The following is a 13,370-nucleotide window of genomic DNA, read 5'->3' on the forward strand; positions in this document are numbered from 1 at the left end:
TTGGAACGGAGAGTCGACACGAGATCGGTCTGGGGAAAACCCCGGCCTGTGCCCTGTGGAGGCAACTGATGGCCGCATACACCCCGAACTTCCCCGGCGCCGGCACCGTGATGGAGGAAGCGTGGCTCCGGGTCCGCGCGGAGGACGCGCGGCGGGACGCGCCGAGGGCCGTGCTCAGGGTGAGGCTGAAGCCATCTTCCGTGTTCTCCGTGCGCGAGGTGTCGCGGTCTCCGAGTCAGTCCGCGAGCGGGTCATGGGCTGTGCCGACCTGGACGTACTGGGGACCTGGCTCGATCGCTCCGTGGCCGTGACGACGGCTGAGGAGCTGTTCGCCGGGGAGTGAGACGCACGGCGGGCCGGCCCGGTCTCTCCCGGGACGGCCCGCCGTCGTTCGCGTCCTCGCGGACGCGGTTACAGCTTCTCGATGACGTAGTCGACGCACTTCGTGAGTGCCTCGACGTCCGCGGGGTCGATCGCGGGGAACATGGCGATGCGGAGCTGGTTGCGGCCGAGCTTGCGGTAGGGCTCGGTGTCGACGATGCCGTTGGCGCGCAGAGCCTTGGCGACGGCGGCCGCGTCGATCTCGTCGGCGAAGTCGATCGTGCCGATGACCTGGGAGCGCTTGGTCGGGTCGGTGACGAACGGGGTGGCGTACTTGCTGTCCTCGGCCCAGGTGTAGAGGCGGGTGGAGGAGTCCTTCGTGCGGGCGGTGGAGAAGGACAGGCCGCCCTGTCCGTTCAGCCACTCCAACTGCTGGTTGAGCAGGAAGAGGGTGGCGAGGGCCGGGGTGTTGTACGTCTGGTTCTTGCGGGAGTTGTCGATCGCCGTCGGGAGCGAGAAGAACTCCGGGATGTGCCGGTTGGAGGCGTGGATGCGTTCGGCGCGCTCGATCGCGGCGGGGGAGAAGACGCCGATCCACAGGCCGCCGTCGGAGGCGAAGGACTTCTGCGGGGCGAAGTAGTAGACGTCGGTCTCGGAGATGTCGACCGGGAGGCCGCCGGCGCCGGAGGTGGCGTCCACCAGGACGAGGGCGCCCTCGTCGGCGCCCGCGACCCGCTTGATGGGCATCGCGACACCGGTCGAGGTCTCGTTGTGGGTGAGGGCGTAGACGTCGACGCCCGTCTCGGCCTTCGCCTCGGGGTGGGTGCCGGGGTCGGAGGCGATCACGGTGGGCTCGGCCAGCCAGGGGGCGAGCTTGGAGGCCTTGGCGAACTTGGAGGAGAACTCGCCGAAGGTGAGGTGCTGGGACTTGTTCTCGATCAGTCCGTGGGTGGCGATGTCCCAGAAGGCGGTGGAGCCGCCGTTGCCGAGGACGACCTCGTAGCCGTCGGGCAGGGAGAACAGGGAGCTGATGCCCTCGCGGACCTGGCCGACCAGGTTCTTGACCGGGGCCTGGCGGTGCGAGGTGCCGAGCAGGGAGCTGCCGGTCGCGGCGAGGGCGTCCAGCGCCTCGGTGCGCACCTTGGAGGGGCCTGCGCCGAAGCGTCCGTCGGCGGGCTTGATGTCAGCGGGAATCTCGATATCGGCCACGAAAGCGAGGTTAGCGGGTGCGGGGAACGCGCGTGGAGGGCTGTCCGTCGGATGAGACGGGATCTTGGGGTGGTGAACTTGTGCGGTTGTACGACGATACGGGCGGCCCTGTGGACAACTTTCGGTGACTGTCCGTGATCGGATGCATCCTGGACGCATGACGGATCTCACGACGGGTCTCACGACGGGTCTCACCGCTGGTCTCACGGATCCCGCGACGGATCTCGCGGATCTCGCGGGCCTCGAAGCAGAGCTGCGCGCCGCCGTCCGGGGCGAGGTCGGCTTCGACACCACCTCCCGGGCGCTCGTGACCATGGACGCCTCCAACTACCGGCGCGTCCCGGCCGGGGCCGTCGCACCACGGGACGCCGACGACGTGGCCGCCGTGCTGGAGGTGTGCCGGGCGCGCGGCGTGCCCGTGGTCCCGCGGGGCGGCGGCACGTCGATCGCCGGGCAGGCGACCGGCACCGGCGTGGTCCTGGACTTCACCCGGCACCTGAACCGGCTCCTCGACCTGGACCCCGGCACCCGTACGGCCGTCGTGCAGCCGGGGCTCGTCCTGGACCACCTCCAGGAGGCCGCCGCACCGCACGGGCTGCGGTTCGGCCCCGATCCGTCCACCCACAGCCGCTGCACGCTCGGCGGAATGATCGGCAACAACTCGTGCGGCTCCCACTCGGTGGCCTGGGGCACGACCGCCGACAGCGTGCGCGAACTGACCGTCGTCACCGCGCGCGGCCAGTGGCTCCGGCCCGGCCGGGACTGGGTCGGGGCACCAGAGGGGCTGCGCGCGCTGGTGGAGGCCGACCTGGCCCGGCTGCGCACCGGCTTCCCCGAACTGCCCCGCCGCATCTCCGGATACGCGCTGGACGCCCTGCTCCCCGAGAAGCATGCCGACGTCGCCCGCTCCTTCTGCGGCTCCGAGGGCACCCTCGGCGTGCTCACGGAAGCGGTCGTGGACCTCGTGGAGGCCCCCCGCGCGCGGGCCCTGGCCGTGCTGGGCTACGGCGACGAGAGCGCCGCCGCCGAGGCCGCCGCCGGACTCCTGGAGCACGGGCCGCTGACCGTGGAGGGCATGGCCGCCGACCTCGTGCGCTCCCCGGCCGGGCTGCCCAGGGGCGGCGCCTGGCTGTTCGTCGAGACGGGCGGACGGACCCGGGGCGAGGCACGCGCGCGTGCGGAGACGGTGGTGCGGGCCGCAGACGTCGTCGACTCCCTCGTGGTGACCGACCCCGGCCGGCAGCGGGCGCTGTGGCGGATCCGGGAGGACGCGAGCGGTACGGCGACCCGCATGCCCGACGGGAGTGAGGCCTGGCCCGGCTGGGAGGACTGCGCGGTGCCGCCCGCCCGGCTCGGCGCCTACCTGCGGGACTTCCGCGCCCTGCTCACCGACCACGGCCTGCGCGGCACTCCGTACGGCCACTTCGGCGACGGCTGCATCCACGTCCGCATCGACTTCGACCTCCTCACCCCGGCCGGCGTCGGCCGGTTCCGCAGGTTCTCCGAGGAACTGGCCGACCTGGTGGTGGCCCACGGCGGCTCACTGTCCGGGGAGCACGGGGACGGGCAGGCCCGCGCCGAACTGCTGCCCCGGATGTACGGCGCGGAGACGGTCGCGCTGTTCGAGCGGGCCAAGGCCGTCTGGGACCCCGACGACCTGCTCAACCCCGGCATGCTGGTCCGCCCCGCACCCCTCGACACCGGCCTCCGCTTCTCCGTGCTCCCGAGCCGCCCGGTCGACGTGGCCTTCGGCTACCCGGCCGACGGCGGCGACTTCCGAGCAGCCGTCCGCCGCTGCGTCGGCGTCGCCAAGTGCCGTACGACGACGGCGTCCGGGCCGGCCGTCATGTGCCCCTCCTTCCGGGCGACGGGCGAGGAGCAGCACTCCACGCGCGGGCGGGCCCGGCTGCTGCACGAGATGCTCGCGGGCGAGATCGTCACCGACGGCTGGCGCTCCACGGAGGTACGGGACGCCCTGGACCTGTGCCTGTCGTGCAAGGGCTGCCGCTCGGACTGCCCCGTCGGCGTCGACATGGCCACCTATAAGGCGGAGTTCCTGCACCACCACTACGCCGGCCGGCGCCGCCCCGCCGCCCACTACGCCATGGGATGGCTGCCCCTGTGGCTGCGCTGGGTCGCCCGCACCCACACCGCGCCTCTCGTCAACTACCTCAGCGCCATACGGCCGTTGGCCCGCACGGCGAAACGGCTCGGCGGTATCGCCCCCCAGCGGGAGATCCCCCGGCTGGCACCGGAGACGTTCACGGGGTGGTGGCGGGAACGCGTGCGCCGCAGGCGGGGCGGAGTGGGAGAGCTGGGCGGTGCGGGAGAACAGGGCGGTGCGGGAGAGCAGGGAAGGGCCGGAAAGTCCGGCGGTGCTGGAGAGCGGGGAGGTGCCGGGCAGTCAGGCGCGGCTGGACAGTCAGGTGCTGCCGGACAGTCTGGCGGTGCCGGGGGGCGGGCCGGTGCTGTGGAGCCCGGCGGTGCCGGAGAGCAGGCCGGTGCCGGACAGCCCGGCGGGGGACGGGACCGGGTGGTCCTGTGGCCCGACACCTTCACCGACCACCTGGCACCGTCGGTTGGCCGGGCGGCCGTCACCGTCCTGGAGGACGCCGGACTTGAGGTCGCCGTCGCACCGGCCAAGGTCTGCTGCGGCCTGACCTACGTCTCCACCGGCCAGCTCGACCGCGCCCGCGCCGTGCACCGCCGCACCCTGGACCTGATGGAACCGGCCCTGCGCACCGGCCTCCCGGTCGTGGTCCTGGAGCCGAGCTGTGCGGCGGCCCTCCGCACCGACCTATTGGAACTCCTCCCCGACGACCCGCGTGCCGGGCAACTGGCCTCCGCGGTCCTCACCTTCGCCGAGGCCCTGCGCCGACACGCCCCCGACTGGACCCCGCCCGCAGTGAACCGCCCGGTCACCGGCCAGACCCACTGCCACCAGCACGCGGTCCTCGGCGACACCGCAGACCGCGAACTGCGCGAGTCCGCCGGCCTCACCGGCGACCTGAGCGGCGGCTGCTGCGGCCTCGCGGGCAACTTCGGTTTCGAGAAGGGTCACTTCGAGGTGTCCCAGACCTGCGCGGAGGAACAGCTGCTGCCCGCGGTGCGGGACGCGGAGGACGGGACGGTGGTCCTGGCGGACGGCTTCTCCTGCCGCACCCAGCTGGAACAGCTCGCCGGGGTGCGCGGACGGCACCTGGCGGAGGTCCTGGCCGAGGCCCTCGACACCGAAAGATCGGGCGGCGGAGGGGAGCCTGGGTGAGCGGAGAACTGGCGGGGGCAGGGTGGGCTGGCGTTTCCTGGGGCAGCGCGCGAGCGGGAACCGGCGGCAGGGTGGGCCGGCGTTCCCGGGTCGGCCCGCGAGCGGGGAACCGGTGGGGCAGGCTGGTCCGGCGTTCTCGGGTCGGCTCGCGAGCGGGGAACCGGCGGGGCAGGGTGGGCCGGCGCTTCCAAGCCAGCCGCCACCCGCCCCCGACCCGATCAGCGGCCGGAGTCGGTGCCGGCCAGGGCGCGGTGTTCGGCCGGGCTGACCCCGCGGACCCGTTTGAACGCCGCGCTGAGCGCGAAGGCGCTGCCGTAGCCGACGTGACGGGCGACCGTGGTGAGGGTGGCGTCGGGCTCGGCCAGCAGGTCGGCGGCGAGAGCGAGGCGCCAGCCCGTGAGGTACGCCATCGGCGGCTCGCCGACCAGCTCGGTGAAGCGACGGGCGAGGGCGGCACGCGAGGCGCCCACCTCCGCGGCGAGATCGGCGACCGTCCAGGGCCGGCCCGGATCGGAGTGGAGCAGCGTCAGCGCGGGACCCACCACCGGGTCGCCGTGGGCCCGGTACCAGGCGGGTGCCTCGGAAGCGGACCGGGACAGCCACGTCCGCAGGGCGGTGATCAGCAGGAGGTCGAGCAGCCGGTCGAGGACCACCTGCTGTCCGGGCTCGTCGCGGCGCAACTCCGCCTCCAGCAGGGGCAGCAGAGGCGAGCGCCACTCCCCGGCCGTCAGCAGCAGCACGGTCGGCAGGGTGCGCAGGAGCCGTCCGCTGACCTCGCCGGGCAGCTGGTAGGTGCCGCTGATCAGCACGTGCTCGGCGTCGGGGCGTTCTCCCCACATGCGGACGCCCTGGTGCAGCTCCGCGCAGAGTTCGCCGCCGGCCGGGTCGGTCGACACCTGCCCGGGGTGGATCACCACCTGCGGTTCCCGGGCGGGGTCGTCCGCGACCAGGTACGGATCGGGGCCGCGCACGATGGCGAGGTCCCCGGGGCCGAGCCGCACGGCCGGCCGGTGATCGGGCACGATCCAGCCCTCGCCCCGGACCATCGTCAGCACGGTCAGCGGCGCCTCGTCCTGGATGCGTATAGCCCAGGGCGGGTCGAACATCGAGCGGAGCAGGAAGGCCCCGCGGGCGCGGGGACCTGTCAGGAGTGCGCCGAGTGCGTCCACACCCGGCAGCGTAGATCGTCGTGGACGGTCGCGTATGCGGCCGAGCGTCTCGACGATGGCCCGGGATCCGGCCGCTCGGTTGACTGAGGGCACACCACAGAAACGGGGGAATGCCGACATGCCCGCTCTTCGCACGGCCGTACTGTTCGGGGCGACGCTCACCACCGGACTCGGCGCCGGACTGTTCTACTCGTACTCGTGCTCGGTCATGCCGGGGCTGGCCCGCGCCGACGACCGGAGCTTCATCGAGGTGATGCAGCGGATCAACGTGGCCATCCTCAACGGCTGGTTCATGCTGTCCTTCCTGGGCGCGCTCGTGCTGATCGGCGTCGCCGGGGTGCTGGAGCTGCGCGGCGGCAGCCGTACGGTGCTGCTGTGGATCGGCGCGGCGGCGGTGTTCCAGCTGGCCATGCTGGTCATCACCGGGGCGGTCAGCGTGCCGCTCAACGACCGGCTGGCGGCGGCCGGTGCGCCGGGCCACATCGCCGATCCCGCCGCCGTCCGGGCGGCCTTCGAGGACACCTGGGTCCGCTGGAACCTGATCCGCGCCCTCACCTGCACGGCCGCGTTCGGCTGCATCGCCTGGGCCCTGCGGCTCTCGGCCCGCATACCGGAGGCGGGCTGAGCACGGGCTGCTGAGCCCGAGCCGAGCCCGAGCCGAGCCCGAGCTGGGCACGGGCTGAGCGCCGCAGCCCGCGCCGAGTGCACGGACACCCGGGTGCCACGGCAGGGAACGCGGGGGAGGGCGGGTGTTCGTAGGGTGGGGACGAGCCGCGATCCACAAGGAGCACAAGGAGCGAGCCTGCATGTCCCTCACCCTGCGGACCATCACCCGTGCCGAGCACCTCGCCTTCGTGGCGGCCCGCCCCTCCGCCAGCCATATGCAGGTGCCGTCCTGGGGGGACGTGAAGCCCGACTGGACGGCGGAGAGCCTCGGGTGGTTCGACGCGGAAGGCCGGCTGGTGGGCGTCGGGCTGGTCCTGCTGCGGCCGCTGCCGAAGGTGAAGCGGTACCTCGCCTACCTGCCGGAGGGCCCCGTCATCGACTGGCGCGCCCCCGACCTGGAGCAGTGGCTGACGCCGATGCTGGCCCACCTCAAGGCGCGCGGCGCGTTCTCGGTGAAGATGGGCCCGCCCGTGGTCGCCCGGCGCTGGAGCCCGGACGCGGTCAAGGCGGCCATCGCCGACCCGGGCCTGCGCCGGCTGGGGGACGCGGAGCCCACCTCGCACGAGCCGGGCGCCGCCGAACTGGCCGGCCGGCTGCGCGCCATGGGCTGGCGGCAGTCCGAGCCGGGCGGCGAGGACGGGTTCGCCGCCGGGCAGCCCCGGTACGTGTGCCAGGTGCCGTACGCCGGGCGGTCGCTGGAGGACATCCACCGGGGGCTCAACCAGCAGTGGCGGCGCAACATCAAGAAGGCGGAGAAGGCGGGCGTCAAGATCGTCCGCGGCGGCTACGAGGACCTCCCGGTGTTCTACGGCCTCTACAGCGAGACCGCGGAACGGGACAGGTTCATCCCGCGCCCGCTGCCGTACTTCCAGCGCATGTGGACCGCGCTCACCGCCGAACACCCCGACCGCATGCGCCTCTACCTCGCCCACCACGACGGCGAGGTGCTCGCCGCGGCCACCATGCTCGTCGTCGGCGGTCACGTCTGGTACTCCTACGGCGCCTCCACCAGCCGCAGGCGCGAGGCGCAGCCGAACAACGCCATGCAGTGGCGCATGATGTGCGACGCCCACGAACTCGGCGCGCACGTCTACGACTTCCGGGGCATCACCGACACCCTGGAGGAGTCCAACCACCTGCTCGGCCTGCTCCGCTTCAAGGTGGGCGCGGGCGGCGAGGCCGTCGAGTACCTGGGGGAGTGGGATTTTCCGCTGAACCGCCTCCTGCACAAGGCCCTCGACCTCTACATGGCCCGCCGCTGACCCACGTCCCACCCATCCGCCGTCCCGCACCCCGCCGTCTCGCCAACCCCGCCGTCTCGCCAACCCCGCCGTCTCGCCAACCCTCCGTCTCGCCATCCAGAACAGTCGCATAAGCGGTTCACACTCCTGACCTAGTCCATTACCCTGGACTCGGCAGTACATCGAGATGAACAAGATCGTCACCCGAGCCAGCCCCAGGACCGCCCGTGAGCACCGCCAGCACCTCCCGTGCCACCGCCCCTTCGACCACGGCGGCGGCTCCCGGCGAGCCCGGGCCGGGCCGGTTCGGATCGTTCGGACCCGTCGGGCTGGTGCTGGGCGGCTGTGTCTCGGTCCAGTTCGGCGGCGCGCTCGCGGTGACGCTGATGCCGCGCGCCGGCGCGCTCGGCGTGGTCACGCTGCGGCTCCTCGCGGCGGCCGTCGTACTGCTCCTGGTCTGCCGCCCCCGGCTGCGCGGCCACTCGCGCACCGACTGGGGCACGGTGATCGTCTTCGGCATCACCATGGGTGCGATGAACGGCCTGTTCTACGAGGCGGTCGACCGCATCCCGCTGGGCCCGGCCGTGACGCTGGAGGTCCTCGGCCCGCTCACCCTCTCCGTCCTGGCCTCGCGCCGCGCGATCAACGTGCTCTGGGCGGGGCTCGCCCTCGCCGGCGTCTTCCTGCTGGGCGGGGGCGGCTTCGACGGCCTGGACCCGGTGGGCGTCGCCTTCGCGCTGGGCGCCGGCGCGATGTGGGGGGCGTACATCGTGTTCAGCGCGCGCACCGGCCGCCGCTTCCCCCAGGCGGACGGCCTGGCGCTGGCCATGGCGGTGGCCGCCCTCCTCTTCCTGCCCCTGGGTATCGCCGACGCGGGCTCCCGCCTGCTGGACCCGACGACCGTCGCCCTCGGCTCGGCCGTGGCCGTGCTCTCCTCGGTCCTGCCCTACACCCTCGAACTCCTCGCCCTGCGCCGACTGCCCGCCTCCACCTTCGCCGTCATGATGAGCCTGGAACCGGCCATCGCCGCCACGGCCGGCTTCCTGGTCCTCGGCCAGTCCCTCTCCCTCCCGCAGGCGGCCGCGATCTCCCTGGTCATCGCCGCCAGCATCGGCGCGATCCGCACCCAGGTGGGCCGGCGCGGGAGCGTCGACCCGATGGTCACCGACTGAGAGCGGCGCGGTCCCGGACCGCACCCCACCGGCGCGGTCGCGGACGCAACCCCACCGGCGTGGTTACCAGCCGCATCCCTCCGGCGCGGTCGCGGACGCAACCCCACCGGCGTGGTTACCGGCCGCATCCCACCGGCGCAGCCGCCGCCGCACCCCGCCGACGCCGTCACCGGCCGCACCCCACCGACCCGGCCTGGCAGAAAATCATGCAAGCATGCTTGATTGTTTCTGCTTCCGCTGCCATGCTCCCCCCATGTCCGAGCCGACGCCCGTCATCGACGACCTGCGCGAGGAAAGCGACGCACTCGACCACCTCGTGGCCGCCCTGAGCGAGGAGCGCTGGGCCCTGCCGACGCCCGCGCCCCGCTGGACCGTCGCCCACCAGATCGCCCACCTGCACTGGACGGACCGCAGCGCCCTGCTCGCCGTCACCGACCCGGCCGGATTCGGCGAGGTCGTCGAGAAGGCGCTCAAGGCGCCCGACACCTTCGTCGACGAGGCGGCCGACGAGGGCGCCCGCCTCGCGCCCGGCGAACTGCTGGCACGCTGGCGGGAGGGGCGGGCCGCGCTGGACCGGGCGCTGCGGGCGGCCCCGCGCGGCGCCCGCTTCCCCTGGTTCGGGCCGCCCATGTCGGCCGCCTCCATGGCCACCGGCCGGCTCATGGAGACCTGGGCCCACGGCCAGGACGTGGCGGACACCCTGGGCGTGGTCCGCGCGCCCACCGACCGGCTGCGGCACATCGTCCGCATCGGGGTGCGCGCCCGGGACTTCGCCTTCGGGGCGCGGGGGCTTCCCGTGCCGGGGGAGGAGTTCCGGGTCGAGGTCACCTCCCCCTCGGGCGAGCTGTGGTCCCACGGCCCCGAGGACTCCCCGCAGCGCGTCACCGGCCCCACGCTCGACTTCTGCCTCCTCGTCACCCAGCGCGCCCACCGCGCCGACCTCGCCGTGCGGGCCGAGGGCCCCGACGCCGACCGCTGGCTCGACATCGCCCAGGCCTTCGCGGGCCCGCCCGGCACCGGCCGCCCGCCGAGAGGCTCGAAGGAGGACCGCGCGTGAGCGTGCTGCGGATCGGCAACTTCTCCGGCTTCTACGGCGACCGCTCCGACGCCCTGCGCGAGATGCTCACCGGCGGCGAACTCGACGTCCTCACCGGCGACTACCTCGCCGAACTCACCATGCTGATCCTCGCCCGCGACCGGCTGAAGGACCCCGCCGCCGGATACGCCCGCACCTTCCCACGCCAGCTGGAGGACTGCCTCGGCCTCGCCCACGAACGCGGGGTCCGCATCGTCACCAACGCGGGCGGCCTCAACCCGGCCGGACTGGCCGACGCCGTACGGCAACTGGCGGGGCGGCTGGGCATCCCGGTGCGCGTCGCGCACGTCGAGGGCGACGACCTGACCGCCGCCCACCCCGGTGCGCTGGCCGCCCACGCCTACCTCGGCGGCTTCGGCATCGCCGCGTGCCTGCGGGCCGGCGCCGACATCGTGATCACCGGCCGCGTCACGGACGCCGCCCTGGTCACCGGGACCGCCGCCGCCCACTTCGGCTGGGGACCAGGCGACCACGACCGGCTCGCCGGTGCCGTCGTCGCCGGGCACGTGCTGGAGTGCGGGACGCAGGCGACCGGCGGGAACTACGCGTTCTTCGGCGACGGTGACGTGCGCCGGCCCGGCTTCCCGCTCGCCGAGATCCACGCCGACGGCAGCAGCGTCATCACCAAGCACCCCGGCACCGGCGGCTTCGTCGACACCGGCACCGTCACCGCCCAGCTGCTCTACGAGACGTCCGGCGCCCGCTACCTCGGCCCCGACGCCACCGCCCGGCTGGACACCGTACGGCTGAGCCAGGACGGCCCGGACCGGGTGCGGATCGAAGGCGTGCAGGGGGAGGCGCCGCCCGGCACGCTCAAGGTCGGGCTCAACCGGCTCGGCGGCTTCCGGGGCGAGGTCGCCTTCGTCCTCACCGGGCTCGACATCGAGGCCAAGGCGGCCCTCGTGCGCGAGCAGATGACCGACGCGCTCGCCAAGTCGCCGCCCGCCGAGGTGCGCTGGGACCTCGTCCGCACCGACCGCGCCGACGCCGGCACCGAGGAGACGGCCAGCGCCCTGCTGCGGCTCGTCGTACGCGACCCCGACCAGCGTGCCGTCGGGCGGGCGATCGGCGAAGCCGCCGTCGAACTGGCCCTGGCCGGCTACCCAGGCTTCCACGTCCTGGCCCCGCCCGGGAAGGGCGCGCCGTACGGCGTCTTCGAGGCCGCGTACGTCCCGCAGGACGCCGTCGAGCACGTGGCGGTCCTGCACGACGGGCGCCGTGTCCCGGTGGCACCGCCGCAGGACACCCGGCCCCCGGACGCCGTACGGCAACCCCCGCTCCCCGAGCCGCTGCCGGCCGGTCCCACCCGCCGGGCGCCCCTCGGTCTCGTCGCCGGAGCGCGCAGCGGCGACAAGGGCGGGGACGCCAACGTCGGCGTGTGGGCGCGGACGGACGACGCGTGGCGCTGGCTCGCCCACGAGCTGACCGTGGACCGGTTCCGGGAGCTGATCCCCGAGGCCCGCGAACTGCCCGTCACCCGGCATCCACTGCCCAACCTGCGCGCCCTGAACTTCGTCGTGGAAGGCATCCTCGGCGCGGGCGTCGCCGCACAACACCGGTTCGACCCGCAGGCCAAGGCCCTCGGCGAATGGCTGCGCTCCCGCCACCTGGACATCCCGGAGGCCCTGTTGTGACCGTCCTGACCTCCGCCCTCGACACGGGCGGCCCCGACTACCGGGCCCACCGCGAGGCCATGCTCGCCAAGCTCGCCGACCTGGACGCCGAGCACGCGAAGGCGCTCGCGGGCGGCGGCCCCAAGTACGTCGAACGGCACCGGGGGCGCGGCAAGCTGCTCGCCCGCGAACGGATCGAACTGCTCCTCGACCCGGACACGCCGTTCCTGGAGCTGTCCCCGCTGGCCGCCTGGGGCAGCGACTACACCGTGGGCGCCTCCCTCGTCACCGGCATCGGCGTCGTGGAGGGCGTGGAGTGCCTGATCACCGCAAACGACCCGACCGTGCGCGGCGGAGCCAGCAACCCGTGGTCGCTGAAGAAGGCGCTGCGCGCCAACGACATCGCGCTCGCCAACCGGCTGCCCTGCATCAGCCTCGTCGAGTCCGGAGGCGCCGATCTGCCCTCCCAGAAGGAGATCTTCATCCCCGGGGGCGCCATCTTCCGCGACCTGACCCGGCTCTCGGCGGCCGGCATCCCCACCGTGGCCGTCGTCTTCGGCAACTCCACCGCCGGCGGGGCCTACATCCCCGGCATGTCCGACCACGTGATCATGGTCAAGGAGCGGGCCAAGGTGTTCCTCGGCGGGCCGCCGCTGGTGAAGATGGCGACCGGTGAGGAGAGCGACGACGAGTCGCTGGGCGGCGCGGAGATGCACGCGCGCGTGTCGGGCCTCGCCGACTACTTCGCCGCCGACGAACCGGACGCGCTCCGGCAGGCGCGCCGCGTCGTCGCCCGCCTCAACCACCGCAAGGCCCATGCCGATCCCCCCTTCGCAGAGCCACCCAAATACGACAACGAGGAGCTTCTCGGGATCGTTCCCGGCGATCTGAAGATCCCCTTCGACCCCCGCGAGGTCATCGCGCGCATCGTCGACGGCTCCGACTTCGACGAGTTCAAACCGCTGTACGGCATGAGTCTCGCCACCGGCTGGGCCCGCCTGCACGGCTACCCGGTCGGCATCCTCGCCAACGCCCAGGGCGTGTTGTTCAGCGCCGAGTCGCAGAAGGCCGCCCAGTTCATCCAGCTCGCCAACCAGCGCGACATCCCGCTGCTGTTCCTGCACAACACCACCGGCTACATGGTCGGCCGCGAGTACGAGCAGGGCGGCATCATCAAACACGGCGCCATGATGATCAACGCGGTCAGCAACAGCCGGGTTCCACACCTGTCCGTCCTCATGGGCGCCTCGTACGGCGCCGGGCACTACGGCATGTGCGGCCGCGCCTACCACCCGCGCTTCCTGTTCGCCTGGCCCAGCGCCAAGTCCGCCGTCATGGGCCCGCAACAGCTCGCCGGCGTCCTCTCCATCGTCGCCCGCCAGTCCGCCGCCGCGAAGGGACAGCCCTACGACGACGACGCGGACGCCGCCCTGCGCGCGATGGTGGAGCAGCAGATCGAGTCCGAGTCGCTGCCCATGTTCCTGTCCGGGCGGCTCTACGACGACGGCGTCATCGACCCGCGCGACACCCGCACCGTCCTCGGCATGTGCCTGTCCGCGATCCACACCGCCCCCTACGAGGGCGCCCGCGGCGGCTTCGGCGTCTTCCGGATGTGAGG

9 protein-coding genes are annotated in these 13,370 nt (G+C 73.3%); 7 read left to right on the forward strand and 2 right to left on the reverse strand.

What is annotated here, in order from left to right:
- Positions 1 to 411 precede the first annotated feature (411 nt).
- Entirely contained in the window at positions 412 to 1,530 is a 1,119-nt protein-coding gene (gene serC, locus DBP14_RS19490) for a phosphoserine transaminase (protein WP_129308442.1), read from the reverse strand.
- Between the two features lie 157 nt (positions 1,531 to 1,687).
- On the opposite strand from serC, the gene DBP14_RS19495 reads away from it, so the two are divergent.
- Complete coding sequence (locus DBP14_RS19495) at positions 1,688 to 4,795, forward strand: FAD-binding and (Fe-S)-binding domain-containing protein (RefSeq protein ID WP_129308443.1); 3,108 nt, start codon at positions 1,688 to 1,690, stop codon at positions 4,793 to 4,795.
- 218 nt (positions 4,796 to 5,013) lie between these two features.
- Here the strand turns inward: DBP14_RS19495 and DBP14_RS19500 are convergent, their stop codons facing one another.
- Positions 5,014 to 5,964: an AraC family transcriptional regulator gene (locus tag DBP14_RS19500; protein ID WP_129308444.1), complete on the reverse strand. Its 951-nt coding sequence runs from the start codon at positions 5,962 to 5,964 to the stop codon at positions 5,014 to 5,016.
- Positions 5,965 to 6,082: 118 nt separating this feature from the next.
- Between DBP14_RS19500 and DBP14_RS19505 the strand changes: the two genes are divergently transcribed.
- The 6 genes from DBP14_RS19505 to DBP14_RS19530 all read left to right on the forward strand — a co-directional run bounded on the left by DBP14_RS19505 (position 6,083) and on the right by DBP14_RS19530 (position 13,368).
- The gene (locus DBP14_RS19505; RefSeq protein ID WP_129308445.1) at positions 6,083 to 6,589 is read left to right on the forward strand and encodes an anthrone oxygenase family protein; all 507 of its coding nucleotides are present in this window, start codon (positions 6,083 to 6,085) and stop codon (positions 6,587 to 6,589) included.
- Between the two features lie 181 nt (positions 6,590 to 6,770).
- Positions 6,771 to 7,892: a peptidoglycan bridge formation glycyltransferase FemA/FemB family protein gene (locus DBP14_RS19510; RefSeq protein WP_129308446.1), complete on the forward strand. Its 1,122-nt coding sequence runs from the start codon at positions 6,771 to 6,773 to the stop codon at positions 7,890 to 7,892.
- A 206-nt stretch (positions 7,893 to 8,098) separates the two neighbouring features.
- A complete protein-coding gene (locus DBP14_RS19515; RefSeq protein ID WP_129308447.1) occupies positions 8,099 to 9,043 on the forward strand; it encodes an EamA family transporter in 945 nt (314 codons plus the stop codon).
- 253 nt (positions 9,044 to 9,296) lie between these two features.
- On the forward strand, positions 9,297 to 10,100 hold the full coding sequence (locus DBP14_RS19520; protein WP_129308448.1) for a TIGR03084 family metal-binding protein: 804 nt from the start codon (positions 9,297 to 9,299) through the stop codon (positions 10,098 to 10,100).
- Positions 10,097 to 11,773 carry an acyclic terpene utilization AtuA family protein gene (locus DBP14_RS19525; protein WP_129308449.1) on the forward strand — a complete coding sequence of 559 codons (1,677 nt, stop codon included), beginning with the start codon at positions 10,097 to 10,099 and terminating at the stop codon, positions 11,771 to 11,773. Before DBP14_RS19520 ends, DBP14_RS19525 begins: the two co-directional genes overlap by 4 nt.
- On the forward strand, positions 11,770 to 13,368 hold the full coding sequence (locus DBP14_RS19530; RefSeq protein ID WP_129308450.1) for a carboxyl transferase domain-containing protein: 1,599 nt from the start codon (positions 11,770 to 11,772) through the stop codon (positions 13,366 to 13,368). Before DBP14_RS19525 ends, DBP14_RS19530 begins: the two co-directional genes overlap by 4 nt.
- Positions 13,369 to 13,370 lie beyond the last annotated feature (2 nt).

Origin of the sequence: Streptomyces sp. L2, from assembly GCF_004124325.1 — a bacterium.
Taxonomy (GTDB): Bacteria; Actinomycetota; Actinomycetes; order Streptomycetales; family Streptomycetaceae; genus Streptomyces.

Bases quoted from the DNA above. Each gene is read 5' to 3' on its own strand.
- DBP14_RS19495 (WP_129308443.1), top strand. From the start codon at position 1,688: ATGACGGATCTCACGACGGGTCTCACGACGGGTCTCACCGCTGGTCTC.
- DBP14_RS19520 (WP_129308448.1), top strand. From the start codon at position 9,297: ATGTCCGAGCCGACGCCCGTCATCGACGACCTGCGCGAGGAAAGCGAC.
- DBP14_RS19505 (WP_129308445.1), top strand. From the start codon at position 6,083: ATGCCCGCTCTTCGCACGGCCGTACTGTTCGGGGCGACGCTCACCACC.
- DBP14_RS19510 (WP_129308446.1), top strand. From the start codon at position 6,771: ATGTCCCTCACCCTGCGGACCATCACCCGTGCCGAGCACCTCGCCTTC.